This is a genomic window from Rhizobium sp. YTU87027, from assembly GCF_050644135.1.
Classification (GTDB): domain Bacteria; phylum Pseudomonadota; class Alphaproteobacteria; order Rhizobiales; family Rhizobiaceae; genus Rhizobium.
In genome coordinates this window covers 903,175-927,810 of the sequence record NZ_CP098441.1, presented here as the reverse complement: position 1 = coordinate 927,810, position 24,636 = coordinate 903,175, and the positions used below count along the sequence as shown (strand labels likewise).

Annotated in this window: 27 protein-coding genes and 1 pseudogene; 13 read left to right on the top strand and 15 right to left on the bottom strand. The window is 58.8% G+C overall.

Features of this window, described 5'->3' with window-relative positions; translation table 11 throughout:
- Positions 1 to 325: 325 nt before the first annotated feature.
- From NBG89_RS23165 to NBG89_RS23155, 3 genes are all read right to left on the bottom strand, one after another.
- Entirely contained in the window at positions 326 to 544 is a 219-nt protein-coding gene (locus NBG89_RS23165; RefSeq protein WP_431324420.1) for a hypothetical protein, read from the bottom strand.
- A gap of 123 nt (positions 545 to 667) precedes the next feature.
- Positions 668 to 1,681: an ABC transporter ATP-binding protein gene (locus NBG89_RS23160; protein ID WP_431324419.1), complete on the bottom strand. Its 1,014-nt coding sequence runs from the start codon at positions 1,679 to 1,681 to the stop codon at positions 668 to 670.
- A 516-nt stretch (positions 1,682 to 2,197) separates the two neighbouring features.
- Entirely contained in the window at positions 2,198 to 2,413 is a 216-nt protein-coding gene (locus NBG89_RS23155; RefSeq protein ID WP_431324418.1) for a hypothetical protein, read from the bottom strand.
- Positions 2,414 to 2,901: 488 nt separating this feature from the next.
- Here NBG89_RS23155 and NBG89_RS23150 point away from each other — a divergent pair, with 488 nt between their 5' ends.
- Together NBG89_RS23150 and NBG89_RS23145 are read left to right on the top strand one after the other, a co-directional pair.
- A complete protein-coding gene (locus NBG89_RS23150) occupies positions 2,902 to 3,879 on the top strand; it encodes a L,D-transpeptidase family protein (RefSeq protein ID WP_431324417.1) in 978 nt (325 codons plus the stop codon).
- A gap of 290 nt (positions 3,880 to 4,169) precedes the next feature.
- Entirely contained in the window at positions 4,170 to 4,436 is a 267-nt protein-coding gene (locus tag NBG89_RS23145; protein WP_431324416.1) for a hypothetical protein, read from the top strand.
- 5 nt (positions 4,437 to 4,441) lie between these two features.
- On the opposite strand, the gene NBG89_RS23140 is transcribed toward NBG89_RS23145, so the two are convergent.
- Entirely contained in the window at positions 4,442 to 4,609 is a 168-nt protein-coding gene (locus tag NBG89_RS23140) for a hypothetical protein (RefSeq protein ID WP_431324530.1), read from the bottom strand.
- A gap of 558 nt (positions 4,610 to 5,167) precedes the next feature.
- Between NBG89_RS23140 and NBG89_RS23135 the strand changes: the two genes are divergently transcribed.
- Together NBG89_RS23135 and NBG89_RS23130 are read left to right on the top strand one after the other, a co-directional pair.
- Entirely contained in the window at positions 5,168 to 5,500 is a 333-nt protein-coding gene (locus NBG89_RS23135; RefSeq protein ID WP_431324415.1) for a type II toxin-antitoxin system RelE/ParE family toxin, read from the top strand.
- Positions 5,484 to 5,786, top strand: coding sequence for a helix-turn-helix domain-containing protein (locus tag NBG89_RS23130; protein WP_431324414.1), 303 nt, complete (start codon positions 5,484 to 5,486; stop codon positions 5,784 to 5,786). Before NBG89_RS23135 ends, NBG89_RS23130 begins: the two co-directional genes overlap by 17 nt.
- Before the next feature lie 100 nt (positions 5,787 to 5,886).
- On the opposite strand, the gene NBG89_RS23125 is transcribed toward NBG89_RS23130, so the two are convergent.
- A complete protein-coding gene (locus tag NBG89_RS23125; RefSeq protein ID WP_431324413.1) occupies positions 5,887 to 6,519 on the bottom strand; it encodes a dihydrofolate reductase family protein in 633 nt (210 codons plus the stop codon).
- Positions 6,520 to 6,769: 250 nt separating this feature from the next.
- Between NBG89_RS23125 and NBG89_RS23120 the strand changes: the two genes are divergently transcribed.
- Both NBG89_RS23120 and NBG89_RS23115 read left to right on the top strand, forming a co-directional pair.
- On the top strand, positions 6,770 to 7,036 hold the full coding sequence (locus tag NBG89_RS23120; RefSeq protein WP_431324412.1) for a type IV toxin-antitoxin system AbiEi family antitoxin domain-containing protein: 267 nt from the start codon (positions 6,770 to 6,772) through the stop codon (positions 7,034 to 7,036).
- A gap of 334 nt (positions 7,037 to 7,370) precedes the next feature.
- The gene (locus NBG89_RS23115) at positions 7,371 to 8,582 is read left to right on the top strand and encodes a TIGR03862 family flavoprotein (RefSeq protein ID WP_431324411.1); all 1,212 of its coding nucleotides are present in this window, start codon (positions 7,371 to 7,373) and stop codon (positions 8,580 to 8,582) included.
- Positions 8,583 to 8,618: 36 nt separating this feature from the next.
- Here NBG89_RS23115 and panB read toward each other — a convergent pair whose 3' ends face one another.
- Positions 8,619 to 9,440: a 3-methyl-2-oxobutanoate hydroxymethyltransferase gene (gene panB, locus NBG89_RS23110; RefSeq protein ID WP_431324410.1), complete on the bottom strand. Its 822-nt coding sequence runs from the start codon at positions 9,438 to 9,440 to the stop codon at positions 8,619 to 8,621.
- Entirely contained in the window at positions 9,437 to 10,315 is an 879-nt protein-coding gene (gene panC / locus NBG89_RS23105) for a pantoate--beta-alanine ligase (RefSeq protein ID WP_431324409.1), read from the bottom strand. The genes panB and panC overlap by 4 nt, the downstream gene beginning before the upstream one ends.
- A gap of 298 nt (positions 10,316 to 10,613) precedes the next feature.
- Here panC and NBG89_RS23100 point away from each other — a divergent pair, with 298 nt between their 5' ends.
- Positions 10,614 to 11,279, top strand: a complete 666-nt coding sequence (locus NBG89_RS23100) for a J domain-containing protein (protein WP_431324529.1) — start codon at positions 10,614 to 10,616, stop codon at positions 11,277 to 11,279.
- A 22-nt stretch (positions 11,280 to 11,301) separates the two neighbouring features.
- Here NBG89_RS23100 and NBG89_RS23095 read toward each other — a convergent pair whose 3' ends face one another.
- The 3 genes from NBG89_RS23095 to NBG89_RS23085 form a co-directional block, all read right to left on the bottom strand.
- Entirely contained in the window at positions 11,302 to 12,297 is a 996-nt protein-coding gene (locus tag NBG89_RS23095) for a Tim44 domain-containing protein (protein ID WP_431324408.1), read from the bottom strand.
- Between the two features lie 87 nt (positions 12,298 to 12,384).
- Positions 12,385 to 12,843 carry a YbaK/EbsC family protein gene (locus tag NBG89_RS23090; protein WP_431324407.1) on the bottom strand — a complete coding sequence of 153 codons (459 nt, stop codon included), beginning with the start codon at positions 12,841 to 12,843 and terminating at the stop codon, positions 12,385 to 12,387.
- A 53-nt stretch (positions 12,844 to 12,896) separates the two neighbouring features.
- Complete coding sequence (locus NBG89_RS23085; protein WP_431324528.1) at positions 12,897 to 13,670, bottom strand: DeoR/GlpR family DNA-binding transcription regulator; 774 nt, start codon at positions 13,668 to 13,670, stop codon at positions 12,897 to 12,899.
- 477 nt (positions 13,671 to 14,147) lie between these two features.
- Here NBG89_RS23085 and NBG89_RS23080 point away from each other — a divergent pair, with 477 nt between their 5' ends.
- Genes NBG89_RS23080 through NBG89_RS23060 form a run of 5 tightly spaced genes read left to right on the top strand, consistent with a single transcriptional unit; the run spans position 14,148 to position 19,812 of the window.
- Positions 14,148 to 14,927, top strand: a complete 780-nt coding sequence (locus NBG89_RS23080) for a glycosyltransferase family 25 protein (protein ID WP_431324406.1) — start codon at positions 14,148 to 14,150, stop codon at positions 14,925 to 14,927.
- Positions 14,924 to 16,294, top strand: coding sequence for an O-antigen ligase family protein (locus tag NBG89_RS23075; protein WP_431324405.1), 1,371 nt, complete (start codon positions 14,924 to 14,926; stop codon positions 16,292 to 16,294). The genes NBG89_RS23080 and NBG89_RS23075 overlap by 4 nt, the downstream gene beginning before the upstream one ends.
- A gap of 5 nt (positions 16,295 to 16,299) precedes the next feature.
- On the top strand, positions 16,300 to 18,225 hold the full coding sequence (locus NBG89_RS23070) for a polysaccharide biosynthesis protein (protein WP_431324404.1): 1,926 nt from the start codon (positions 16,300 to 16,302) through the stop codon (positions 18,223 to 18,225).
- Positions 18,226 to 18,278: 53 nt separating this feature from the next.
- Entirely contained in the window at positions 18,279 to 19,190 is a 912-nt protein-coding gene (locus tag NBG89_RS23065) for an NAD-dependent epimerase/dehydratase family protein (RefSeq protein WP_431324403.1), read from the top strand.
- Positions 19,191 to 19,233: 43 nt separating this feature from the next.
- Positions 19,234 to 19,812 carry a sugar transferase gene (locus NBG89_RS23060; RefSeq protein WP_431324402.1) on the top strand — a complete coding sequence of 193 codons (579 nt, stop codon included), beginning with the start codon at positions 19,234 to 19,236 and terminating at the stop codon, positions 19,810 to 19,812.
- Between the two features lie 55 nt (positions 19,813 to 19,867).
- On the opposite strand, the gene NBG89_RS23055 is transcribed toward NBG89_RS23060, so the two are convergent.
- The 4 genes and pseudogenes from NBG89_RS23055 to NBG89_RS23040 all read right to left on the bottom strand — a co-directional run.
- On the bottom strand, positions 19,868 to 20,293 hold the full coding sequence (locus NBG89_RS23055) for a hypothetical protein (protein ID WP_431324401.1): 426 nt from the start codon (positions 20,291 to 20,293) through the stop codon (positions 19,868 to 19,870).
- Positions 20,294 to 20,357: 64 nt separating this feature from the next.
- Positions 20,358 to 21,416, bottom strand: a complete 1,059-nt coding sequence (locus NBG89_RS23050; RefSeq protein WP_431324400.1) for an adenylate/guanylate cyclase domain-containing protein — start codon at positions 21,414 to 21,416, stop codon at positions 20,358 to 20,360.
- A 73-nt stretch (positions 21,417 to 21,489) separates the two neighbouring features.
- Positions 21,490 to 21,939, bottom strand: a complete 450-nt coding sequence (locus tag NBG89_RS23045; RefSeq protein WP_431324399.1) for an SRPBCC family protein — start codon at positions 21,937 to 21,939, stop codon at positions 21,490 to 21,492.
- 258 nt (positions 21,940 to 22,197) lie between these two features.
- Positions 22,198 to 22,466 (bottom strand): annotated as a pseudogene (locus NBG89_RS23040) (LacI family DNA-binding transcriptional regulator); the annotation flags it as partial.
- Positions 22,467 to 22,710: 244 nt separating this feature from the next.
- Here NBG89_RS23040 and NBG89_RS23035 point away from each other — a divergent pair.
- Positions 22,711 to 23,841 (top strand): calcium:proton antiporter, encoded by a 1,131-nt coding sequence (locus NBG89_RS23035; RefSeq protein WP_431324398.1) that lies wholly within the window; start codon positions 22,711 to 22,713, stop codon positions 23,839 to 23,841.
- A gap of 174 nt (positions 23,842 to 24,015) precedes the next feature.
- On the opposite strand, the gene NBG89_RS23030 is transcribed toward NBG89_RS23035, so the two are convergent.
- Complete coding sequence (locus NBG89_RS23030; protein WP_431324397.1) at positions 24,016 to 24,375, bottom strand: SPW repeat protein; 360 nt, start codon at positions 24,373 to 24,375, stop codon at positions 24,016 to 24,018.
- Positions 24,376 to 24,636 lie beyond the last annotated feature (261 nt).

Sequence of the window (24,636 nt, the reverse complement as noted above, 5' to 3'; positions counted from 1 at the left end):
TTCAACGATGCCAATCGCTGCGGTCCGATAGCTTTCTACAGAAGTTCTTGCGAAAAAATGAGAACAGCTTTGTCTTCTCAAACGCGCCCATAGCCGTGGCCAATAACAGTGCCGCCGAATCTTATGAAGATGTGACCGGTCCGTCGAATGTTGGTTCCCAAAGAACGACACGCCGGGCCGCATCGAGTTCCTTCGTGAGCACCTGTTAGGCTTTTGCAATCACCTCTTTCGAGGAAGCAGGCCGAGGGCGCGGGAATGCCCGGTTCTCGTGCGGATGGAGGAGGAACGAACTGTCGAAATGGAACGAGGCGGGAATGACAGGCCCTTATTCGAGTGTAGCTCCTGCCAACAGCGCCAATTGTTTTGGCTCGCGCACTCCTTGTCGGTATAACTCGATAATGATGGCAGCCAAGCGCGACACGGCCTCCTTGTCATTCTCGATACCGTATCGGTGACAAATGTCATCGAGGACGCTGTCGCAGACGGCGAGGTCTTCGGACGTCAGCGGTTCATCGCGGCGATTCTTTTCCTGTGTGTCGACCATGGCTCAACTGATGAACCATACATCGTCAATTGCAATGAGAAAGCACGGCCTCACGATGCACCCGCAGTGCGGCCAGTTGGGTCGCCGGCCGAAAAGCCTCTCGCTCGGCCCGACGCCTCGCCGCTATCGCGATACCGCAGCGGCGGAATTTGCGACGCTGTTTGCATCGCGAATGAGTACGTACTTGACCTGGGTGACCTTGAGGTCGCGGTACCAATCGACGAGCGCGCCCCAAGGGTCCGCGACCTTGTTCAGCCCCGTGATGAAGGCAACGACCGTTCCGATCTCGATCCGGCCCATTATGACGTAGTATCCACCGAGCGCGAATATCGCGGCATAGCCGAGATGGAACATCAGATTCATGAGGAAATTGAGCGAATACTTCAGCTTGTAAATGTTCATATTCGTCGAAAACAGTCGTTGCACCCTGGCTGCCTGACGTTGCGGCGCTTTCGGTGACATGTGATTTACCATCCCGTCGCTCAGATGTCGCATCACCGTGATCTTCGTCTTGACGCGCTGATTGATGAGGCTCTGCAGGATGGGAACCAGAGCCGCCTGGGGGACGAACACGGCGAGGACTGCCAGTGCGAGGAACGGCTGAAGATAGATCATGTAGCTCCCAACTGCCAGGAGAATGCCCGCTTGAAGGACCGGCTCGGAGATACTCGTGCCGACGAACCCTCCAACGGGTTCGGCCTCCGCGAGCACAATCGACATCTCGACGCCTTCTGCCAGTGTCGTCACTTTATCAACGTGCTGGTCCCCTTCGAGTACCGCCATGCGCAGCCAGCGAATAGCCACTTCGCCTATCCAGCCTCTGTAAATATTCAGAACGAGCTTAATTCCGCCTTCGCTCAGGACAATCGCGACGTAGGCGACCACCAGCGTGAGAATGGCATTCAAGCTCGATCCCCGCGTCGCACCGTTAACGATGCGCCGCTGAATCTCGAGCGGCAGGATGCCAATAGCAAACAAGAGGACCGACAAAAGCACCAGGACCGCCTGATGCCCGCGTCCCATCATCAAGATGAACCCAATCAGCTTGCGCGGCATGGTACGTTCTGTGCGGGATCTTGTCTTCCCCGCCGGCTCGTCGGCCAAAGACGCATCGCGCCGCGTGTTGTCTCCTATCATCGTGACATCCTCCAGCCAGGACATCCACCAGATGTCTGCTTGCGTTGCATTAACGCATGGCAATCAAAAACGGTCGATCGGATCGCCGTTATGCAAAGGTCAGGCTCTGACGTCGGCCTCCGAGGTCGATCACGACCATCGCGACCTTCCCCCCTTGATCGTTTTCAACCGAGATCTTTTGTGGTTTATCGACGACATGCGTCATGCGGTGTCACCGAAATCTCGAAGCTCGTAGGGATCACCAAGCGGTGGGCTCGACTCTACAAGGACTAGGTCGCCGAGCGTGACGCCCGGAGGCGCGCCAGCGCAACGATCTAAGCTGCTGAGACGGTCATCAGGCGGTTGTGTCACACGGCGGGAAACAGACAGATGTCGCCATGGGTCGATCGGCGGGCGGGCAAAAAAGTGCCCAGAGGAGTAGTGCTGGGGCAAGGTCTGTGTATGAGCCTCGAGATGACGAATCCCCAAGGCAAAGTGAAAACCCCGACGGCACAGCCCTTGTTTCATAGCTGAGATCTAGTAGGCCTTCGCTTTGAGAACTCGCATCTGACTTCCGGGGAGAAGTTCGACCGCCTTCTCATGCGTCAGCTTGACCAGCACATCCATGATTTCGGTTTCGGTGAACCCCTGGGCGATCAGACTCTGTCCTATATCGTAGAGTGCAATGACTTCTTTTCGCCGTGTTGAAAGGAGCGTTAGCAGGGCAATCTGAGTTTCAGTCCACCTGTTCACCTGGCACCTGACGATCCGAATTCGCCATTCGGAAAAGCCCCCCGCAGTCGCGGTTGCGGGGGTTAGATTGACGAGTTGGCTTTGAGGGGTTTCGATTCCCAAAGCCTGTCTTAAACAATCCGTATCGGCTTTTTGTTCCGCCTGCTGAAAAAGAGCCCCGCATGGGCACAAGCGGGGCGAGGAGGTTGACGTGGAAGGGACAAACGGCGGGAAGTAAAAAGCCGTCGCCTCTACCCCCTCAACTCTGTTCGCTCGTCATTGTTCCATCCGGCCGCGGTTCGCCAAACGACTCCAAGCCGGACCAGATGGAATTCCGTCACATGGCACGTCATTGTTTTTGCGCGGCCGATTTGGCCACGCATTTGTTGAAGCGCACCACCCTTGGCTTACCTTTCTCTCCACCCCATGACGGATCGCTGCGGTAACCGGTTTAAGCAAATTCAGCATGAATGAGGGAACAAGTTCGTTGCCTATCGCTTCTTTTATTTATGAATAATGCGTTCTGCCTCGTACCCATCTTTTCTCTGATCCTGGCTGGCGTGGCTGCCGCAGCGCCGCTCAAAGGGGAAGAGATTAACAACGCTCCGATCAATACGGTATCGACTGACCGCCTGGCCAACTCCCGGTCCAAATTTGATCCCGCGATCGTCCATCTTCAGGTGCTTCTCGACCGCGCCGGCTCGTCTCCAGGAGTGATCGACGGCCGTAACGGTGAGAACCTCGGCATGGCGATTGCCGGATTCGAGATCGCGCAACAGCTTCCGGTCGACGGAAAGCTGGACCCGGACGTCATTGGCAGGCTTCCCGACGATGCTCCCGCCATTCAGTCGTATGTCATATTGGAAGACGACGGAAAGGATCTCGTGGAAAGGATTCCCAAGGATTATGCCGAACAGGCAAAGATGCGCCACCTCGGCTATACGAGTATTACCGAAAAGCTCGCCGAGCGTTTCCATATGGATATCAATCTCTTCAAGGCTCTCAATCCTGATACCCCGGTTGCTGTTGGAGAGACGGTTTTTGTGGCCATGCCGGGTGCCTCGCGCTCCGGCGAGGTGAAAAGGATCGAGGCGCACAAGAAATCAGGGCAAGTCATGGCCTTTGCGGAAGATGGTACGTTGCTGGCCGCATATCCGGCCACGATTGGCAGCGAGGAATCGCCCTCGCCAACAGGCACGCATAAGGTCAAGGGCGTCGCGCGGATGCCGCCCTACACGTATAATCCGAAAATCAACTTTCAGCAGGGCAAGAACAGGAAGATACTGAAACTGCCCAGCGGACCGAACAACCCCGTTGGCACTGTCTGGATCGATCTGACCGAACCCACTTATGGGATCCACGGAACACCCAGCCCAGAACTCATCGGCAAGGCTAGTTCTCATGGATGCGTCCGCCTGACGAACTGGGATGTCGAAGAGTTGGCCGGAATGGTCAAGCCTGGCGTGACCGTCGAGTTTTTCGACTGATTGTTGCTCGAGGCGCGGATTACCGAGATAGATTGGATCCGTTCCGAGGACGGAAACCGCTCGCATGGCCATGTCAGATCCTTTCTGATGACCCGCTGATCGGCAAGCAGGCTCGGTCGCTAAGGAGACGAAAACCACTATCGAAAGTTAGGTCATCGGCGCAAACCGGATAGCGCTTCCGTCGCTGCTCTCTTACTCTTGCCTTGATTGCCTCCCGCGGCCCCCTGCTCGCCAGGCGCGGCGGCCGCCTCGATCACCGGCCACACCGGATGACGATCACGGCAGCTAACATGGTAAGACGACAGGACGAGCGAAAAGCTTTCAAGCCACCGCGGATGATAAGCTGGGTTCTTGACCGCTTCACTGCATTCTATGTGCCCGCCAGCATACTTTCCGTCGACGTGGATCTCGCCTTCGAGAACGATGTCTTCCCGCCTGGTGGCGATCGCCTAGCGCATTTTCATCAGGAAGACCCAGGCGGTCTTGTACTGGCATCCGAGTTCGCGGGAAAGCTGAAGGGCGCTCTTGCCCTTCACACTGTTCACGGACAACCATAGTCTCGTCAGAATGTCCCGAATGACATCGTCCGGAAGGCGAAGACCGTCTTCGAGGTGACCGAAAATTCGCGACGGCACTTCTGGCACTTGAAGCACTGCCGTCGGATCGGATAGCAGCGCTCGTGCCCGCAGTTGATGCATACGCGACGACCACCAGTCTCCGGCCAGCGGATCAGGCAGAAAGTCTTGAAGGCATCTTCCTCGGTGACCTTGCGGAGGGTCTTAAGCGTGAAGGTCCGGCAGTGCGGGGAAAGGAGGAAGTGCTGGTTGCCCCAATATTTCTACCCTTCGGAGGACCTCCAGGTCATCGGAGCTGAAGGTAATCCCGGATACGGCAGGCACGTTGATATTATTGGGATCTTCCATGTTCAGGGCCTTTAAAGGGGACAATACGAGAGCGTTCGCGATCAGGCGTTGGGTTGTCGCAGCTCTATTCGTATCGTTCTGAACATGGGACGTGCGTACCATATCGCGTTGTCAGAGTCGATCGGTTTCGGAGAGGGCGCGACAACGGCCCTGGCTGTATTGTCATCATGCTTCGACCATCGGCATGGATTGAAAATGCTCAATAAATATTTATGTTTGGCGACAAATATCAACCAGTGGCTGCGGTTGACGATGCCGTTCCAGGTTCGAGATTTTCCAAAATCTCGCTTGCTATCTGTATCACGGAGTAATATATAAATTGCCAGTGAGAGAAGGAGTTCGAGGACTGGGCCGCAGAGTACAATGTGACGGACGCCATGTTGTGTGATGCCGCGAAGGAGATCGAAGCTGGATTGGTCGACGCCAGATTGGGCGGCTTTCTTCTCAAGAAGCGAGTGGCGGCACCAGGGCGCGGCACGCGTGGAAGCTATCGGACTATCGTTGGCCATCGTCAGGGCGACAGGCTCATCTTCGTACACGGCTTTGCCAAGAGCGAGACTGACAATATCACGAAGAAGGAAAAGGAAGCCCTTCGAAAGTTATGTGATGTCTACATGCTCGCCGACGACAAAAAGCTCGCTGAGATGATTGAAATGAAACAGATACTGGAGATTCAGTGCCATGAGCAGAATTCTTAGGAACGTCCATAAGTCTGCTGCACGACTGCACGAAGCCGGCTTTGTGGACGATGTGACGATGCGGGAGTTCGACGCTCTCTGCCTTCCTCCTCTTCGTGACTATACGCCCGAGGAGATCAAGAAAATCCGGAACTCGAACAAGGTCAGCCAGGCCGTGTTCGCTCAGTTCATCAATGTTAAGAAGATCACGGTTGCCGCATGGGAGCAGGGAACGAAAAAGCCCAGCGGCACGGCCATCAAGATCCTTGATATTGTTGAACGAAAAGGGCTGGAAGTGCTGCGATAGCAGCTTGCTGCCAATAAGGAAGGATTTGCCCGCCTTGTGCGGGCATTTTCATTTCAAGAGACTCGATCTCAATGCCGCATTTGGCGCTTGGTGGCGGCTCCTACATAATTGCGTAAATCTGCGCCACCGCCCCGCCCGGAAAGGCCTTCGAGCTCATCAGTTTAAGAGGCGCGGGTGCGGCGAGTTCGGAAAACAGCGGCAGGCCCTTGCCCAGCGCGACGGGGACCACCAGCAGGGCGAACTGGTCAACCAGTCTTTGGGCGATGAGACTGCGGGCGAAGCTGACCCCACCGTGGGCAATGATCGGCTTGCCCTCCTGGGCTTTCAACTTAGTGACTTCCTCCGCCAGGTCACCGCTCGCCACATAGGCCTCCGCCCAGCCTCCCGCACCGGGCCGCAGTTCGGCAGACCGTTTGGTCCCCGCCTTGGAGCGGGTCTCATCGAGTGCCGCCGCCGTATGCACCTCCCTCAGGATTACCGATCCCCGTCGCGAAAAGACCGCCTTGGGGATCTCGTTCATCGGCGGCGCGAACTGGTCGGTAGAGGCCGGCCACCAGGCGGCCATGTCATGGAATGTGCGGCTGCCCATAATGTGCAGGCCGGCGTCCCATAGATATTCCACGGCCCAAGCCTTCGCCTCCTGGTCGGCGCCGAACATCCAAGTGTTTCGACCCTCCAGATCACTCACGAAGCCGTCGATCGATATGGACATCTTCAGGATCAGGTCTCTCACGGCTTTCTCCTCGTTGCTGTCCTAACCCAAGGACGGACCAGATCGACCAGATCCGACAGCTCCAATCGTTTTTCTGCCCCCTGCCTTCGATCTGTCGTCGACGCCGTCCATCGACCTGCCGGAAGCCTTTACTGAACAGGCCTTCGAAACAAAAGACCGAGTCCTGTCCAAGCCGGGCACCCCTGGACAACGAAAAAGTTCCTGGCCATTTACTCTGTCCTCTCCCGAGCGCGCATATCTCGAAGTCCTCATGGACGTGCCGGAGAAAATATCCTTCGAACACGCTGACCAGCTTCTGCAGGGTATGACGACACTATCGCCGCGCGTGATGGAGAGGCTTTTGCGAAAATGCACCCACGTCAAAGTGCGACGGCTCTTCTACTGGATGGCGGAACGCCATTCCTATGCATGGCTAAAGAAGGTGCCCCCTCCTGAAACGCTAGATGAACTGGGACTTGGCAGCGGCAACAGAATGCTAATCAAAGGCGGAAAACTCCGATTCAATCACACGCCCTGAACGCTAGATAACCGCATCAATATCCGCGAGGTCCGCGGCAAGACGTCCGATCCCACTTCGGCAAAGGACGACGGGCCTCCCTCCCCTGCCGCCTCCCGTTTTGTGGAGACCGCCAACCGGCCGATCAGCTTGGCGATCCCCCCGATCAACGCGTCGCCCAGGGATCGATCGAGGCGCTAGGCCAATCCCCGATCACGGCATTCCATCGGTTCTCACTGTCTTTATGGAGCATGCCCCCACCGTAGAGCCGTCCGTTTCCATGGAGATCCTCTTGCGCATCGCTATGGCGCAGGCCATGAGAGGGCCCTCGATATCGATTCCAGGGCGATTTTTGATGGTAAGGAAGCAAATCGCGATCCTCGGCGGCGGTCCGGCGGGCCTGGCGGCTGCAGAAAGTTTGTCGTCGAGAGGGCACGCGGTCACGGTATACGAGGCCATGCCGACGGTGGCGCGAAAATTTCTTCTTGCCGGCAAATCCGGGCTCAATATCACCCATTCCGAGGACTACGAGGGCTTCGCATCACGCTTCGGCACATCAAATGACCGCCTGCGCGAAGCACTGGACAGCTTCAAGCCGTCCGATGTCAGAGCCTGGGCAACGGGACTTGGTGCGGAGACATTCGTGGGATCCTCGGGGCGCGTGTTTCCGACGGCGATGAAGGCCTCACCGCTTCTTCGCGCCTGGCTGAAAAGACTTGAGGCCCAAAATGCCAAGATCCTGACGCGCCACCGCTGGATAGGGTTTTCAAATGGCGGCTACCTCGTCGAATCGCCCGAGGGCGCGAGTGCGATACAGCCGGACGCGGCCCTCCTCGCGCTCGGCGGGGCGAGCTGGCCCCGCCACGGCTCCGACGGACGCTGGCTACCGTGGCTCAGGGAGAAGGGTATTTCTGTCGAGGACTTTCAGCCCGCCAATTGCGGCTTCGATGTCGATTGGAGCGAACATCTGCGAGATCGATTTTCAGGCGAGCCCGTCAAGTCGGTCACCGCATCCTCCTCGGCGGGAACGATCCCCGGAGAATTCGTGATCACCCGGCATGGCATCGAGGGCAGCCTCGTCTACGCTCATGCAGCTGCATTGAGGGACAGCTTGATGGCCGGCGAAGCCGCAATATTTGACGTCGACCTGATGCCCGGACGCGCACAAGAGCGCATCGCGCGTGAACTGGGAAAACAGGATCCGAAGGCAAGTCTTGCGACCCGCCTGCGAAAGGCTCTCGGCATCGACGGTGTGAAAGCAGCGCTCATACGCGAGCTTGCGGGCGCCACAAACCTTGGTGAGGCGGTTCAACTGGCCGGCCTGATCAAGGCCTTGCCGATCGCCGTTCGCAGAACCCGCCCGATCGCCGAGGCGATTTCCTCGGCAGGCGGTATCGTGTGGGACGAGCTTGACCGGAACTACATGCTGAAGGCGCAGCCCGGCCTCTTTGTCGCCGGTGAAATGATCGACTGGGAAGCACCGACCGGCGGCTATCTCCTGACGGCATGCCTTGCCACCGGCCGGGCGGCCGCCCGTGGCATCGAAGCCTGGCTCGGCCGGCGCTAGCGCCTGCCATTTCCCGCATCGACAGAGCTGCCGACACTAGCGTTTCGGCTGGAACGTATGTTCCTTGGCCGGAAACTGGCCGGCGCGGACTTCGTCGGCGTAAGCCTGGGCGGCTTGCGACACCAGCGGGCTAAGATCGGCAAAGCGCTTGACGAAGCGCGGCTTGAAGTCGTTGAAAAGTCCAAGCATGTCGTCCGACACCAGAACCTGGCCGTCGCAGGCAGGCGACGCCCCGATGCCGATCGTTGGCACGCCAAGCAAGGCCGTGATGTCGCGCGCGACAGGCTCGACGGTCCCCTCGACGACGACCGCGAAGGCACCGGCCTGTGCAACCGCCAGGGCGTCGCGGCGAATTTTTGCCGCCTCCTCGTCTGAATGTCCGAGCGACCGGAAGCCGCCTGCCGTATTGACCAGCTGTGGCATCAAGCCGACATGAGCGAAAACCGGGACACCTCGCGTGGTCAGGAAGGCGATCGTCTCCGCCATTTCCTCGCCACCCTCGAGCTTGACGCCATCGCAGCCGGTCTCCTGCATCAGCCTGACGGCGTTGCGAAACGCCTGCTCTTTCGATTCTTGGTAGCTGCCGAACGGCAGATCGACGATGACGCAGGCATGCGACACGCCACGCATGACGGCGCGGCCGTGGGCGGCCATCATGTCGAGCGTCACGCCGACTGTCGTTTCCATGCCGTAAAGCACCATGCCGAGGGAATCGCCGACCAGAAGAAGATCGCAATGCTGATCGAGCAGGCGGGCGATCGGCGTCGTATAGGCCGTCAGGCAAACGACCCTGTCCCTGCCCTTCATCGCCCGGATCGCTGCCGTCGTCAGCCGCTTTTGCTTGCCATGGGTGCTCACTCTGCCGCCCTCGAATTCTTGACTGATTTGATACCGATCACCCGGTTGTCGAGGAGCCGCGTCGTGCCGATGCGCACGAAGAGCGCGACAAGGGCCGGCCCCGATTGCAGCGAGGACAGGCGCTCCAGCGTTTCAGGATGGCGTACGGCAACCACTTCGGGCGTTGCAAGCGGCTCGGCCGCGATGAACTTTCTCAACGCCGCCTCCAATTCGTCGGGGCTGTCGCAACCGTTGGCATAGAGCCGCTCGGCTTCCGCCAATGCATTCGGTACGACGACGGCTGCTTTGCGCTCGTGCTCATCGAGGTAGACATTGCGCGATGAGCAGGCAAGCCCATCGGCCTCGCGCACCGTCGGCACGGCAACGACCAGAACCGGTTGGGCGAGATCCTCGACCATCCGTTTGATCAGCGCCACCTGCTGGTAGTCCTTCTCGCCAAAATAGGCTCGGTCGGGCTGCACGAGATTGAAGAGCTTCGTCACCACGGTCGCCACCCCGGCGAAATGTCCGGGGCGCACCTCCCCTTCCAGCTGATTTCCGAGCGTCGGAACATCGACAACCGTCAGCATCGGGCGCGGGTACATTTCGCTGACCTCGGGCGCAAACAGGATATCCACGCCGGCGGCCTCGAGCAGCGCACTGTCGCGCGCCAGATCCCGCGGATACTTGCCCAGATCCTCGTTGGCGCCAAACTGTAACGGATTGACGAAGATCGAGACCACGCTGACCTCGTTTTCGGCGCGGGCGCGGGAGACCAGCTCCAGGTGACCGACATGCAGAAACCCCATGGTCGGCACAAAACCGATCGTCTTGCCGTCGCGCCGGTCGGCGCCAAGCTGAACGCGCAATTCCGCTATCGTGCTGATAATGCGCATAAAACCTCCTCCGAACTCCTCTGGCCGTCAAGCAGGCCGGACAAATGGTGGCGGATAGAACGCGATTTGACGAACACCGTCAACGCAGGCTACGCCATTATAACGATTAAGCAGTCAGCTGAGCACACGTTATTTGCCATGCAAGGATCGTCATGCGGGCTGCCCAATTGGCGCCCCTCGTGTGACTTTGTTTATTCTTTTTGTCCAAACTCCGCCCCAGTGATGGTAGAAGAAGGCCTCGATGGACGAATGCCCTTCATGGGTGTCACGGCAATGTCCGAACAGCGACGGAGGGATGGTGACCAATCCTTATGAGATTCTCGGCGTCCGGCGAGATGCGACCGAAGACCAGATCAAGGCGGCGTATCGGCGTCGCGCGAAGGCGACGCATCCCGACTCCGGTGGCGATCCCGAAGCATTCAGCCGTGTGCAAAAGGCATACGAGCTGCTGCTGGATCCGGTCCGCAGGAAGGTCTTCGACGATACGGGCTACGACGTCGAGCTCGCAGACCCCATCGACCTGCAGGCCCTTATGGTCATCGAAAAACTGGTCAATCAGCTGACCTTGGACGAGCGCGAGCCCGGTACGTTTGATCCGCTCGCCCGCATGCGATCCGATCTGTCGGAGGAAATGCGCAAGGCCCGCTTCAGCAAACGCGAGCTCGAGCGCCATGCCTCACGCATCGAGCATCACCTGGAACGGTTGGAAAAGCGCCCGGTGACCGACATTCTCGGCTCCATGTTGCGTGCCCGTATCAAGGCAATTTCGACCGCGATCGCCGAAACCGAAGCCAAGATCAAAGCCAGCGAACGGGCATGTGAAATGCTCTACGACTACACTTATGAGCTGGACGTTCAGGAGGGCGAGGAGGGTCTCGCCGTCGAAGATCAGTCAGCGCCGGCCTTGCGCAACAAGCGCGACGATCGTCCGCTTTGGGTCGTCCCGACGGCTCAAGAGGGGTGAAGGCAGCGGCACCGCGGCGAAATTACGCGGCGCGCTGTTCCGTGCCCTGGATTGCGGCGAGCTTCCACTCGTCGCCTCCCCTGCGCACGAACGTCCAGACTTCCGTCGTTTCGCTCGCTCGACGGTCGTCGCCGCTAACGAGCTTGCCGCTGGCGCGTTCGACAAGCGCGTCGATCGAGGAATAGCGCATGGCAAGCGTCGCATAGTCGGCGCCGTCCTCGCGCCAGGCTTCGGCGATATCACCCTGCAGCAGCTTGACGTTCGAGACGTCGTTGCGCACGCCGTTCGTCGCATTTTCCCCGAGCTCTTCGGCAAGGTAGGACATGGCCTCGGGCGTCGTCAGGCGACGCAAGGTGGCGTAGTCTTCCGCCCCATAGGCGGTCTGCACCTGCGTCAGCAGTTGCTCGAAGCGGTCAAGATCGCGTGGGCTCAATCCGAGTTCGTCATTCGGCTTGGTGTTCGCCTGCCGCTGTTGATAGCCCGCCCCCGATCCAATCGACGGGATCTGAAACGACGTGCCGCCGCCAGAAGCCATGTTGCTTGCCGCTGCGCGACCGGGACCGCCGTAGGCCGGCTGCCGGCGATTGGCGAAGAAGCGCATGGCAAAGGAAATCGCAATGGCGATCAGGGCGATCTGCAACAGCATGCCGAGGAAGCCGAAGCCGCCACCGAAACCGTGGCCGAGCAACATCCCAAGCAGGCCACCAGCGACAAGACCACCGATCATCGATCGTCCAAAACCATTGAAGAGGCCCGGCCTCTGCATGCCGAGCGGCTGCTGACCAGCGTACGGAGTGTTGGTCTGCGTGCGGGGCGTCATCGAGCGCTCAATGGGGGCAGCCGTCGAGGGAGCGGTGCTCGTGACGGGCGGCGCCTGAAAGGTCCGCGTGCCGCGGCTGCCGAACCCGGAGCTGCCCGCGCGGCGCGCATCCGCCTCACCGATCGAGGCAAATACGCTAGCGCCTGTCAGGGCGGCAATCACCGCAATCTTGGCAAAACGCGAAACGGCACGAGGCATTCAAATCTCCTGTCATGACAAACAACGCATGTCGGGAGCTTATATAGTGACTGCTTTGCGGGTTTGAAGCTTTTGATGCGCCGATCTTCATTGGCAGACGTCGACCCAGGTCGCCTGGGTGAGTTCGGCCAGGCGCTGCGTCGATATGCGAACGGCCGAATTGGTGGAACCGGCCGCCGGCACGACCTCATCGAATCGCCTCAGCGAGACGTCGCAATAGATCGGCAACAGCGTCGGCAATCCGAAGGGACAGACACCACCGACCGGATGGCTGGTAACCTCCACGACCTCTTCGGGCCCAAGCATCCGGCCCTTGCCTCCGAAGGTATCCTTGAACTTCCTGTTGTCGAGCCGTGCCAGACCGCCGGCCACGACCAGCATGGTTTCCTCCCCGACACGCAGGCAGATCGTCTTGGCGATCTGAGCCGGATCGACCCCATGCGCCTCTGCAGCCAGCGCCACCGTCGAAGAGCTTTCAGCGGTTTCGATGATCTCGATATCGGGAGCATGTGCGCTGAAAAACGCGCGGACGGTTTCTAGACTCATGCGTAAAAGCTAGCGCAGGATCCGATGCAATTGAACCCTAAATTCAAGAGCGTCTATCCATGCGCTGATCCGGTCTCGATCAACTTCACGCTGTTTTCCTGACAGAGGCGACGGATCGACGGCGTAATGCACCGGTCGGTGATGAACGTATGCACCTGCGAAAGCTGCGCGATGCGAACGGGCGCAGTGCGCTCGAACTTCGTCGAATCGGCCACCAGAATGACATGCCGAGCATTGGCGATGATCGCTTGCGCGACCTTCACTTCACGAAAGTCATAATCGAGCAGCGCGCCATCCTCATCGATCGCGGATGCGCCGATAACAGCATAGTCCACCTTGAATTGCCTGATGAAATCGACCGCCGCCTCGCCCACGATGCCACCATCGGAGCCGCGCACGACCCCACCTGCTATGACGACCTCGATGGTTGGAAGCAGCCTTAGTCGGTTGGCAACGTTGATGTTGTTGGTAATGACCATCAACTCGTGATGGTTCATCAGCGCCTCGCCAACGGCCTCCGTCGTCGTGCCGATATTGATGAAAAGCGAAGCGTTGCTGGGGATAAGCCCGGCGGCGGCTACACCGATCGCCTGCTTTTCGGTTGCTGCGATCTGGCGTCTCGCCTCATACTTCACATTCTCGGTGCCGCTTGGAAACGTGGCGCCGCCATGGACGCGCGTCAAAATCTGCGCGTCGCAGAGATCGTTCAGATCCTTGCGGATCGTTTGCGGTGTGACGGAGAAATGGGCAGCCAACTCCTCGACGAAAACGCGGCCGCTCGATTTCGCCATTGCGACTATTTCCGTTTGGCGGTCGCTCAGGAACATGGGGTCGGTCTCTTTCACTTGCGTTTCGTTTGGCAGGGTGAGAATGCTAAACAGAGGCTCACGCGTCTGCAAGCGATCATGACGCTTCAAGGCAACGCACATCTTGTGTTTGAGTGCCGCCAATGCCTGCTTTACCAGCGAGCACGGCCAAGCCAGAACGAAACTGGCCGGAATTTGAACCACTGGGTAGATATCGGGCTTGCAAGGAGCGTCAATACGAAGATAGGAGACAGTTGCGTTGAATTTGCAACTGCACAGGACGCGCCCCGACCATTCGCGTTTGCCGTGGTCGAAGCATGGTCGCTGCCGCCACAATTGTGGATACACACGCAGAAGCTGTTGTAGATAAGAATGGTCGGAAATAAGATCCGTTCAAGTTAATCGAAAGCGGTCGGCGCCGGTTGCGGGTCTCCTTTAGGGCCCTAAAAGCAGAAGGCAGGGTAAGGGTCAAAGAGTGCCACTAGTAACGCGGATCAGATGCTCAAATTGAAACCGGCAACAGGGACGAAGCGTTTGCAGCGTTTGATCGGTGCCTACGTGATCAACATGGACAGCTCTTCAAAGCGATGGGCGGAAGTTTCGTCGCAGGCTGCCGTGGCCGGGATGCAGATCGACAGAGTTCCAGGCGTGGACGGACGTTCGATCCCTGCGGCAGAAAGATCCGGGTTTAACGAGAGAGAGTTCCTGCGTCGGAACGGCCGGCAGATGCTGCCTGGGGAATACGGCTGCTATCGTGCTCATATGAAGGCATTGGAGGCCTTTCTTTCAAGCAGCTACGAAAACGCCATTATCATGGAAGATGACGTGGAATTGCGTGAGGATTTCACGCTGAGGGCAGCTGCGATATTAAGAGCAGTCCCGTGCGCCGAGGTGGTGAAGTTGCTCAATCACAGGTCAAAATGGTGCCGGACAGTAGCCATCTCGGAGTACGGAGATGTTATCGGGCGCTGTTTGCACGGTCCGCAGGGCTCTGCGGCCTGCTATCTGATCACGCGCGAGGGCGCCCGAAAACTGCTTGAAGGCGCAGGCAAGATCGAATTCCCCTTCGATATGACCCTTGAGCGCGGATGGAAGACCGGCGTCAACATCTATACCGTTCGGCAAAATATCGTCGAACTGTCCGAGCGCTCGGCCGAGAGCCAGATCGCCAACCGGGCTCAGTACCGTGCGGTGAAGCTGCGAGGTGTCCGCAAAATGGGAACGCACTTTCTCCGCTTGATCGAATATGCGCGCCGAATAAGGTATGCACTCTCATGACAATATCGATACCTCGCGGTCTGACGGCGGCGGCAACCCGCAACGTCGTCATCGCCATATTATGGCTAGCGATGATGTCCGTCACATTGGTAGAAAGCGATGTCTATCGATATGCTGCCATCCTGCTCATGGTCTTCACCCTTACCCTTCGCAAGGTGCCTCTTCGCGCATCGTTGACCGACTGGTTGGCGATCGTCTGCGTGGCCTGGGGTTTTTTGGCCTTGTTCAGGTTTCTCTTCGGGTTGATCGTGGAGGGTGAAAAAGGCGCCTCGGAGTGGCTTTACGCTTTCGCGATCTTTTTTCCTGCGATGGGCGTGGCGCTGCATACGAGCTGGAGCCTCGTCAGGCCAATTTTACTGACTTTCTTCTGCGGCGCGCTCATCGTCTTGATCATCTCGACGCCACTGTCGGCGATCTTGGCAGGGGAGCGAAACTCCCCGGCTTTCCATCATAATTCGATTCACGGCGCGGTCGGATGCGGTTTTGTCTTTATCGGGGCGTTTTACTGGGCCCTGCATCAATGGGAGATCGGCTCTTCTGCCCGGACCAAAGCGATTGTTTCGGCGATTGCCGTGATGGTGATCGGTCTGGCGGTTCTCAATATCTACGGTGCCAAGTCCAAGGGCGTATGGTTGGCGCTATTGCCGGCTCTTGGCCTGATGGTTGCCGCGACACTTTTCTACCTCCGACGAAAGACGGTACTCGTCGCCGCTGTCAGCGGCCTTCTGGCTCTGTCCTGGGGGATCTACGAGGTTCGCGACAACCTGGCGCACTTCGGGGCAGCGACGCTTTCTTCGACGGTCGGGATCATTGGAAAGCTCGATAGTGCGGCTTCCCTGGATCGCGTCATGCACGATGCGATCGTGTCTCCAGACACGCCGGCATCCCTGGACGAGCGGCTGCAATTGTGGGCCGATGCAATCGACGTCATATCCGTCGCACCGGTTATCGGTAGCGGCAACTCCTGGCTCACCCTCTGGCAGACGACCCCTTATCGCGACGTCACTTACACGTTGATGCATAATGGCTACCTCGAGATCCTCATCCGGTATGGTTTTTCCGGTCTCGCGATATTGGCGCTGATCGTTGTTGCATCCATCCATCGTGTTTATCGGGCTTCCTCGAAAGGCGTGATCAGCAAGAGTGCTTTTGCGTGCTATCTGACATTCGCGGTCTACTTTGCCTTCACCATCCTCAGCAATTCGAATAACCGGCTTGCTCTGGGCGAATGCTATTCCCTGCTGTTTGCGGCCACATGTTTTGCCTGTTCGATCAGACTGCGTTCAGGCTCCGTTGCCCTGAGCAGCGACATAGCTTTGCGCGCCGAAGGTCTGTCTGGCGCAGTTCCCGCCCGCGCAGAGGGATAGGGCAGATGCGAGCGGTTTCCGACAGGTACGTTCGAAGCATTCTCGATCTGCCACGGCCGGCGAAACGGGTGTTGGCCCTGCTGGTCGATTCATGCCTTTGCATCTTGACCATCTGGCTCGCCTTTTGCTTTCGCCTGAATGACTGGGTGACGCTCACAGGGATGCAGCTTGTAACGATCCCGGTGTCGCTTCTTGTTGCCCTGCCGATCTTCATCACGATGGGCCTTTACCGGGCAATCTTCCGTTTTCTCGGTTGGTCGGCATTCATCACGGTCATCAAGGCGATCACGATTTACGGCCTTGCGTTCATGGCCATCTTTACCGCCATCAGCTTTCCGGGAATACCACGCACGATCGGCATCATGCAGCCTTTGTTGTTAATGCTGGCGATCGGCCTGTCCCGCTTCACGGCAAGATATTTTCTGAGTGAGGCCTACAAGCGGATCCTGCGACAGAACACGCAAACGAACATGCTCATCTATGGCGCCGGATCCGGAGGCAGGCAGGTCGCCGGCGCGCTCAGCGGCAGTGCTGATTTCAAGGTCGTCGGCTATCTTGACGATGACAAGAGCCTGCATGGAAGCCTCATCGGCGGCATCGTCGTCTACGATCCCGAGAAAATCGTTGAGCTGAGCGCGCGCCTGAACGTACGCACGATCCTCCTGGCTCTTCCCAAGATCGATCGCTCACGCCGCAACGAGATCCTGGAGCAGCTTCGTGGGGCCCGTGTTGCCGTTCGCACCGTCCCTGACCTCAACGCTCTGGCCGGCGGCCAGGCAGAGTTCACCGACCTGCAGGAACTGGATATTGAGGATCTGCTCGGCCGCACGCCGGTTCGCCCGGATCAGGCACTGCTGGAACGCAACATTCGCGGTCGGGTCGTCCTCGTAACGGGCGCTGCCGGCTCGATCGGCAGCGAACTCTGCCGGGGACTGGCGCGGCTGAAACCGGCAGCATTGCTGATCCTCGACCAGAATGAATACGGGCTTTATGCCTTGGAAAACGAATTGCTCGGCAGCAACACGGATAGCGGGCTGCAGATCGTGCCCCTGCTTGCAAGCGTTTGCGACGAGCTTCGCATCCAGAAGATCATGGAGACCTGGCGACCAAACACCGTCTACCACGCCGCAGCCTACAAGCATGTGCCGCTTGTCGAAAAGAATCCCGTAGAAGGGGTAAAGACAAACGTTTTCGGCACTGCTGCGGTCGCGCGAGCAGCGATCAGGACAGGCGCCGAACGGTTCATACTGATCAGCACGGACAAGGCCGTCAGGCCGACCAATGTCATGGGCGCGACCAAGCGACTGGCGGAAATGGCGCTTCAGGGATTGGCGGCAGAGGGCGCCACGACCGTCCTCACCATGGTGCGGTTTGGCAACGTGTTGGGATCGTCCGGCTCGGTTGTTCCCTTGTTCCGCCAGCAAATTCGCCAGGGTGGCCCCATTACGCTGACGCATCCCGAGATCATTCGCTATTTCATGACGGTGCCGGAGGCAACGGAGCTGGTGGTCCAGGCAGGCTCCATGGCCAAAGGCGGCGACGTCTTCGTCCTCGACATGGGTGAACCTGTGAAGATTATCGATCTCGCCCGGCGCATGGTAGAGCTATCCGGCCTGACCATCAAAGACGACCGAAACCCGTCTGGCGACATCAGCATTGTCACGACTGGCCTGCGTCCGGGAGAAAAACTGTACGAAGAACTGCTGATCGGAGACAATCCCGAGCCGACCGAACATCCCAAGATAATGCGTGCACGTGAACGCTTTATCACCTGGGAGACCCTGTCGCCGAAGCTTCGGCAATTGGGCCTTGCGGCCGACGGAGGAGATGTCGAGGAGCTGCGCCGCATCCTGAGCGAGCTTGTGCAGGACTATCGCCCATTCGACGGGGTGGTTGATCTCGTCTCCCTTCGCCAGGGCGTCTCCCAATGACGGCCGGCGCCAAGGGATCATGTTGCCTATTGCCGTCGGTTCGGGGTTGAATAATGCTCCTCGTTACCGGCGCGACCGGCTTTGTCGGCCGAAATCTCCAGCAGGCACTTCGCACCCGCAATGTCGCCTATAGGGCTGCTTGCCGTTCAGCTCAGCCGGGATGCGCCACCATTGGGGAGATTGATGGCGCAACCGATTGGACGGCGGCCTTGCCTGGCATCGATTGCGTCATCCATCTCGCGGCAGCAAACCAGAACGTCATCGATGCACCAAGCATTGCGGCCGACATTTTCCGGCGGGTGAACACCGACGGGACGATCAACCTTGCCAGGCAAGCGGCCGCCTCAGGTGTCAAACGGTTCGTCTTCATCAGCACCATCAAGGTGAATGGAGAACAATCGATCAAAGGGCGTCCGTTCACACCGCATGATGTGCCGGATCCGGCTGGCGAATACGCGGCCTCAAAGCTTGAGGCCGAACGAGCGCTGATTGCACTCTCCAGGACGTCTGGCATGGAGATCGTCATCATTCGTCCGCCGCTGGTTTATGGGCGAGGAGCAGTCGGAAGCTTCCGAGCTCTGACGAAGCTTCTTCAAAGCGGAATTCCGCTGCCCGTGGCGTCAATCGACAATCGACGATCCATGGTGCATGTGGAAAATCTTGCCCATCTCATCATGACCGCAGCATTTCATCCGGCGGCAGCCGGACAGATATTGCTGGCAAGCGACGATGAGGCAATCTCGACACCGGAATTGTTAAGGCGGCTCGCGGCGGCGATGGGCCGTTCGGCACGACTGGTTCCGTTTCCTCCTGCCATCCTGCATCTGCTGGGCCGGGCAACTGGCAAAGGAGATCTGGTAAGCCGCCTTACCGATTGGCTGGAGGTGGACATGTCACATACGCGCGCGCTATTGGACTGGACGCCGCCCCTTGACATGCAAACAGCCCTGAAGCGCTCGTTTTGAGAGCTTTGGCGATAAAGTCTGATGTAGGAACTTGAATCTCCCGATGCTCAACGGCTTTAACAGATCTCTGAAGCGACTGTTTGATATCTGCGCTGCAGGCCTCGGACTTATCGTTCTGTCTCCGGTCTTCATTGTCCTCGTGCTCCTTGTACGCAAGTCGTCGCCTGGCGGCGCGCTTTTTCTTCAGGAACGCGTGGGCATGAGCGAGGTACCATTTGTCTGCATCAAATTCCGGACAATGGCAGCCGGTTCTCCCAACGTCGGCTCTCATGATGCTGCCTCGTCCTGGATCACGCCGCTCGGTCGCAAGCTGCGAACCTACAAGCTCGACGAACTGCCGCAACTTATCAACGTCTTGCGCGGCGACATGAGCTTTGTCGGACCTCGCCCGTGTCTGCCGTCGCAACATGAGGTCATTGCCGCGCGACGCAAACGGCAGGTATTTTCGGTGAGGCCCGGCATAACCGGACTGGCCCAGCTTCAGGGTATAGACATGTCGACGCCTGAGGCTCTCGCGGAAGCCGATGCCCGCTACATTCAAAAGGCTGGCTTCTGGCAAGATGTTATGCTCGTACTTGGCACTCTGGCCGGCCGCGGAACTGGAGACGCTGCCGCAAAATAGCTGCCAGCCAAGGTCGCGCCGGCGACCGACCTTAAGCTATCCCGGGCTATCTGCGTCAGAAGATGAGGAATAAGGAGTAGCGGAGGATAGAATTGCCATGGCCATGGACGAAATACAGCAACCCATTTCGAATATAACCCGCGGTTCTTGCCATTGCGGAGCGGTTCACTGGGAGTTTCGAGGCGCCATCCCTGATGCCACGATCTGTAACTGCACCGTTTGCCGGCGGTACGGCGTTTTGTGGGCTTATGAGTATGACGGCCAAGGAATTCACGTCGAAGACAAGACCGATGCACTCACGGCTTATGTTTGTGGTTCGCGGACCCTTTCCTTCAACTTCTGCCGTCATTGCGGCAACCTCGTCAGCTGGCGCGCCTTGAGGCAAAGCAACAACGGCCAGACAAGAATTGCAGTCAACCTTCGCCTCGCCGAACCTGAAGACGTCGCCGATATTTTCCTGCAACGCTTCGATGGTCTTCATAGTTTCGAGGATCTGTCGCCAGACGCACGCAAGGTGGCCGATGTTTGGTTCTAGGCCAGGGTCGTCAGTCGCCAGGCAAGGTAAAGACGGCGCAGGGCTCGGCAATTCCCCTCAAGGCATGCTTGCCGAGGGGAACCAAGGTCGCAGAGACCTCCGCTGCGACCGCGCCGGACAGCAACACGGTGTGCCCAAGCGGTTTGCATAGCCCCTCAAGCCGGCTGACCAGATTGACCGCCGGCCCGATCGCGGTAAAGTCCAGCCGGTCGGCAGCCCCAATATTGCCCCAGAGAATCTCCCCGAAGTGAAGCGCCACGCCAAAGGGAAGTGACGGCAATCCTTGGCCCTGACGGACGATATCGAGGTGGGCCATGCCGGCGCGAGCCGAACCGACCGCACGCAATGCTGCCTCGCACGCGTTTCCTGGCGTGCCTGTCACCGGAAAAATTGCCAGCACGCCATCCCCCATGAACTTCAAAACCTCGCCGCCGAAGGCGTGGACTGCACCTGCAATTCGATCAAACCAGCTATCAAGTGTCGCAATCATCACCGCCGGTTCTGTGGCTTCCGAAAGCGCCGTGAAGTCGCGCAGATCTGCGCATAGCAGCGCGGCACGTATCGTCTCACCCGAGCCGCGAGACAAAGCGCCGGCCTGCACCCGCAAAGCGCTCCGGCGGCCGAGATAGGCCTCGAGAAGCGCCCCCAATCCTGCGCGTGCCGCAAGTGCTGCCAAGGAAGGAGCGGCAAAGCGTGCCGCCAGGCGCAACTCGTCTATCTCTTCAGGGCTAAACGCTCGTGTTCCCGCCCATCCGAGCAGCGGCCCATCCGGCGCCAGACCCACAGTGTCTTCCTGGACCGGTCCAAGCCCGCTCAGCCATTCATGCGCTGCCTCATTGGGCACGGTATCGACGAAGCTCAGCGCCTCGATAACAGCGCCGGTTTCGGCCCGCCACAGCCATGTACGGCGGGCGATGATCGGGTGCGGCGCCACAAGCGTCAGAGCGCCGCCCGCCAGCGGCAATCCATCCACCATGAGCCGGGCTCCGATTTCGGCCAGAAACCTCTCGGGATCGGGCGATGTGCCAGCTTCATCGACCAGCCATGCGAGCGAGGTGGGCAATTCCATGCCGGGATCATGCCATTTTGATTGAAAACTGTCACCGGCGGCTCTCTCTCGTCAGCGCCAGGCCGGAACATGGCTACGACGTGCGACCGGCAAAGCGATCTGGACCGGGATCGCGTCCAGCTGCGTATTCCGCCAATCTGCCAATATAGTGCTCCCAACCTTCGGCATGGCCTGCACATTGCTCGGCATTCGGCAGCCCGCTATGGGTCAGGCGCAACAGGGTTCCGTCCGGCTTTTCGATCAGATCGATCTCCACAAGACTTGAGCCGGGCGGGACAATCTCGCTTCCATCCCACCCAAAGCTGTAAGCAAGCCGGTGGACAGGTACAACCTCCCGGAAAGAGCCGCGCGCGAAGCGAGCACCGGTGACATTGACGAGATAAAGGCCTCCCGGCTGCGGCTCGACTTGTGCCTCGGTTCCCATCCAGCGCAGGATCTTTTCCGGATCCGTGAGCAAGGCAAAGACTGCCGAGGGCGGCGCCGAAATATGCGTCTCACGGCGGACGACAAAAGGCTCGGACATCAACTTCTCCTTCGACCGCAACGCGCCACCACGCCGATGGGCCAATCGGCGCCGCTCTGAGACCTGTCAATGAAAAGAGGTAGGAACGAAGGCTCTGCCAGCAAGTGCGCACTCATGTGAAAATGGCACCGTCTTGACAAAATCAATCGGAGATTGATCTCAGCCGTGGCGTGAAGGTTGTGCGACAAAATTGAAACGACGGTGGAAGGCGATGTTACCGGGCTGACATGGGCCACGAATAAAGAGGCTGCGACAAGCGACGCCGTGGCCGGCCACCAGCATCCGGTTTTCGATACCGGACGGGGAAGAAGAAAAGACCGAGTTGGTGATGCTCGGGATGAGAACCCCGATAACAGGACGTCTGCCGGCCTTGCCAACGGCGGGCGTTGATCGATAGCCAAGCTCGGCAGCGGCACGCCGAACACGCCGGTTCATCGTATCGCTCACGCACCCCTTGAGACCAAGGGCTCGGCTTGCGGTGGCGAGTGACAACCCGCTCTTGCCGCCACTTGCTGTAAGGCGGTCATGCTCGTTTTTCCCAGTCACAAAGCAGCCTCAATGCTTGAGGCTATTTCGGCCTTTGAGATGAAGGTTTTATGTCGGCGGAAACGCTCACGGCGTGGTAGGAAAAGAATCCCGCCAACGATCGCTGCTAAAATGCTTGCCCAAGCGATCGGAACGGCGCGCTTGACGAGGTCTTCGGTTGCGGGGGAGTAGACCGACGGGCCGGGTTGTGGCGTATTCTTCGAAGGGATTGTGAGGACCTGAAGGATGAACTCGGAAGTGGCCTTGCCGCAACGCCCCAGGTTGGAACTCGTGCGCCGGGAATGGCTGCTTGCCGCCAGCATCGCGACCAGTGTCGTGTTCTTCCTTTTCAGCGACGCGATCTTTGGATTGCTTTCAAATCCCCTATGGCTGGCGGCCATCTTCACATGGCTTTTTTCAATTGTGCTTGGTTGCGCATTGTCAGTCGTGCGTCACGCCGATCACCTTGCGGAGCGACTGGGAGAGCCTTACGGGACGCTTATTCTGACGCTTGCAATCACGTCGATCGAGGTGATGGCTATTACGGCGGTCATGCGGCATGGCGAAAACAACCCGACGCTGGTGCGCGACACTCTTTTTGCTGTCGTGATGATCATCTTGAATGGCATGGTCGGCCTGTCCCTGCTCGTCGGTGGCTGGCGACGGCACGAGCAGCACCACAATCTGCAGGGCGCCAACGCCTATCTCGGCGTCATCGTGCCCCTTGCAACGCTCAGCATGATCATGCCGAATTTTACGCATCCGGCAAACGGACCGCCCTATTCAAACGTCCAGCAAACGGTGCTTGCCTTCATATCCGTCGGGCTCTACGGCGTGTTCCTGACCCTGCAGACCGGTCGCCACAGAGGCTTCTTCATCGATGATGCGGGTGAGACGACGGGAGGGCACGTCAAAACCGCAGAAGGACCTCTGTGGCTTCCTGTCACTCTGCTTGTTGCCTATATGGCGCTCGTCGTTTTCCTGGTCGAGCAGCTGGCCGCGCCCGTCGACTACTTCATCGAGACCCTTCATGCCCCGGCAGCACTGGGCGGCGTCATGATGGCTGTCCTTGTCGCGACACCGGAGGCAATCAGCGCCGTGCGAGCCTCGGTCGCCAACCATCTGCAACGGTCGGTCAACATCTTCCTCGGATCCGTCCTGTCCACGATCGGGCTGACCGTACCCGCGATGCTGGTCATCAGCCACCTCACGGGGCATCACGTCGTGCTCGGCCTGGAGCGCACCGACACCGTGATGCTCGTTCTGACACTCGCTCTCAGCATCATCACCTTTGCGAGCGGTCGTACGCACCTGATGCAAGGTGCCGTCCATCTCGTTCTCTTCGTGGCCTATGTCCTGCTGATATTCGAAGTTTAGCGAGCCGGTTCCGATCACCGCCTGTCAGTCCGATCACCGCCTGCCAGCCTGCGCCACACCAACACGACCGCACCTTCGCGATCAGTGCCGATCGCGCGTCAAGACCCCACGGTCATCTGGCGGTGGGTGGTCAGTTCAGATGCCCACCGCCGCGGCGACCGGATCATGTCTGGCCTAAGCGTGGGCGTGCGGATGATGAACGTCCCAGACTGCCCACAGCGACACGGCAGCAACGAGCACACCGAGCACGACGACCGTCCACATCGCACTCGCACTGGCCGTAAAGCCAAGCAGCCAGGGCGACGCAATCAGCCAGAGGCCGAGCACGAGATTTGCCCATTCCTCCCATTCGGAAAATACCGACAGTGCTGCTGTGGCCAGCGCACCAAGCATAACGGCAACGATCCAGGCGTTCCAGCTCGGCATTGCTTCAGCCGCAAACCCCATGACCCATGGCGAAACGAACAAGCAAACCGCCAGAACCAGGTTAGCCCAATCCTGCCTTTTCCTTCCTTCCATCAGAGTGATTGCCATGATGACCTCCTATTATGAAGCCTGTTAGGCGTCGCGTGAAGCTTCACGCTTAAGTATATGATTTGGTGAGCTGTATGGCTTAAATCAAGACATCACCGGATAATAGTTGAGGCGCCGCATATGCGCTTCACGGCCGCGCAAGGCATTGCATCAGAGAAAGTTGCAACGCGCAGCCTGAAACAACCCTTGGAAGGCCATTTCGACGATAGAAATACGAGCGCAACCAGGAGCGCCTGGACGGCATGCCCCTCGAATCCGGCC

Excerpts from the sequence above, each read along its gene's own strand:
- NBG89_RS23165 (WP_431324420.1), bottom strand. The coding sequence starts at position 544 with ATGGTCGACACACAGGAAAAGAATCGCCGCGATGAACCGCTGACGTCC.
- NBG89_RS23160 (WP_431324419.1), bottom strand. The coding sequence starts at position 1,681 with ATGATAGGAGACAACACGCGGCGCGATGCGTCTTTGGCCGACGAGCCG.
- NBG89_RS23150 (WP_431324417.1), top strand. The coding sequence starts at position 2,902 with ATGAATAATGCGTTCTGCCTCGTACCCATCTTTTCTCTGATCCTGGCT.
- NBG89_RS23145 (WP_431324416.1), top strand. The coding sequence starts at position 4,170 with ATGGTAAGACGACAGGACGAGCGAAAAGCTTTCAAGCCACCGCGGATG.
- NBG89_RS23130 (WP_431324414.1), top strand. The coding sequence starts at position 5,484 with ATGAGCAGAATTCTTAGGAACGTCCATAAGTCTGCTGCACGACTGCAC.
- NBG89_RS23120 (WP_431324412.1), top strand. The coding sequence starts at position 6,770 with ATGGACGTGCCGGAGAAAATATCCTTCGAACACGCTGACCAGCTTCTG.
- NBG89_RS23115 (WP_431324411.1), top strand. The coding sequence starts at position 7,371 with ATGGTAAGGAAGCAAATCGCGATCCTCGGCGGCGGTCCGGCGGGCCTG.
- panC (WP_431324409.1), bottom strand. The coding sequence starts at position 10,315 with ATGCGCATTATCAGCACGATAGCGGAATTGCGCGTTCAGCTTGGCGCC.
- NBG89_RS23095 (WP_431324408.1), bottom strand. The coding sequence starts at position 12,297 with ATGCCTCGTGCCGTTTCGCGTTTTGCCAAGATTGCGGTGATTGCCGCC.
- NBG89_RS23090 (WP_431324407.1), bottom strand. The coding sequence starts at position 12,843 with ATGAGTCTAGAAACCGTCCGCGCGTTTTTCAGCGCACATGCTCCCGAT.
- NBG89_RS23085 (WP_431324528.1), bottom strand. The coding sequence starts at position 13,670 with ATGTTCCTGAGCGACCGCCAAACGGAAATAGTCGCAATGGCGAAATCG.
- NBG89_RS23080 (WP_431324406.1), top strand. The coding sequence starts at position 14,148 with ATGCTCAAATTGAAACCGGCAACAGGGACGAAGCGTTTGCAGCGTTTG.
- NBG89_RS23075 (WP_431324405.1), top strand. The coding sequence starts at position 14,924 with ATGACAATATCGATACCTCGCGGTCTGACGGCGGCGGCAACCCGCAAC.
- NBG89_RS23070 (WP_431324404.1), top strand. The coding sequence starts at position 16,300 with ATGCGAGCGGTTTCCGACAGGTACGTTCGAAGCATTCTCGATCTGCCA.
- NBG89_RS23065 (WP_431324403.1), top strand. The coding sequence starts at position 18,279 with ATGCTCCTCGTTACCGGCGCGACCGGCTTTGTCGGCCGAAATCTCCAG.
- NBG89_RS23060 (WP_431324402.1), top strand. The coding sequence starts at position 19,234 with ATGCTCAACGGCTTTAACAGATCTCTGAAGCGACTGTTTGATATCTGC.
- NBG89_RS23055 (WP_431324401.1), bottom strand. The coding sequence starts at position 20,293 with ATGAAGACCATCGAAGCGTTGCAGGAAAATATCGGCGACGTCTTCAGG.
- NBG89_RS23050 (WP_431324400.1), bottom strand. The coding sequence starts at position 21,416 with ATGGAATTGCCCACCTCGCTCGCATGGCTGGTCGATGAAGCTGGCACA.
- NBG89_RS23045 (WP_431324399.1), bottom strand. The coding sequence starts at position 21,939 with ATGTCCGAGCCTTTTGTCGTCCGCCGTGAGACGCATATTTCGGCGCCG.
- NBG89_RS23035 (WP_431324398.1), top strand. The coding sequence starts at position 22,711 with ATGAACTCGGAAGTGGCCTTGCCGCAACGCCCCAGGTTGGAACTCGTG.
- NBG89_RS23030 (WP_431324397.1), bottom strand. The coding sequence starts at position 24,375 with ATGGCAATCACTCTGATGGAAGGAAGGAAAAGGCAGGATTGGGCTAAC.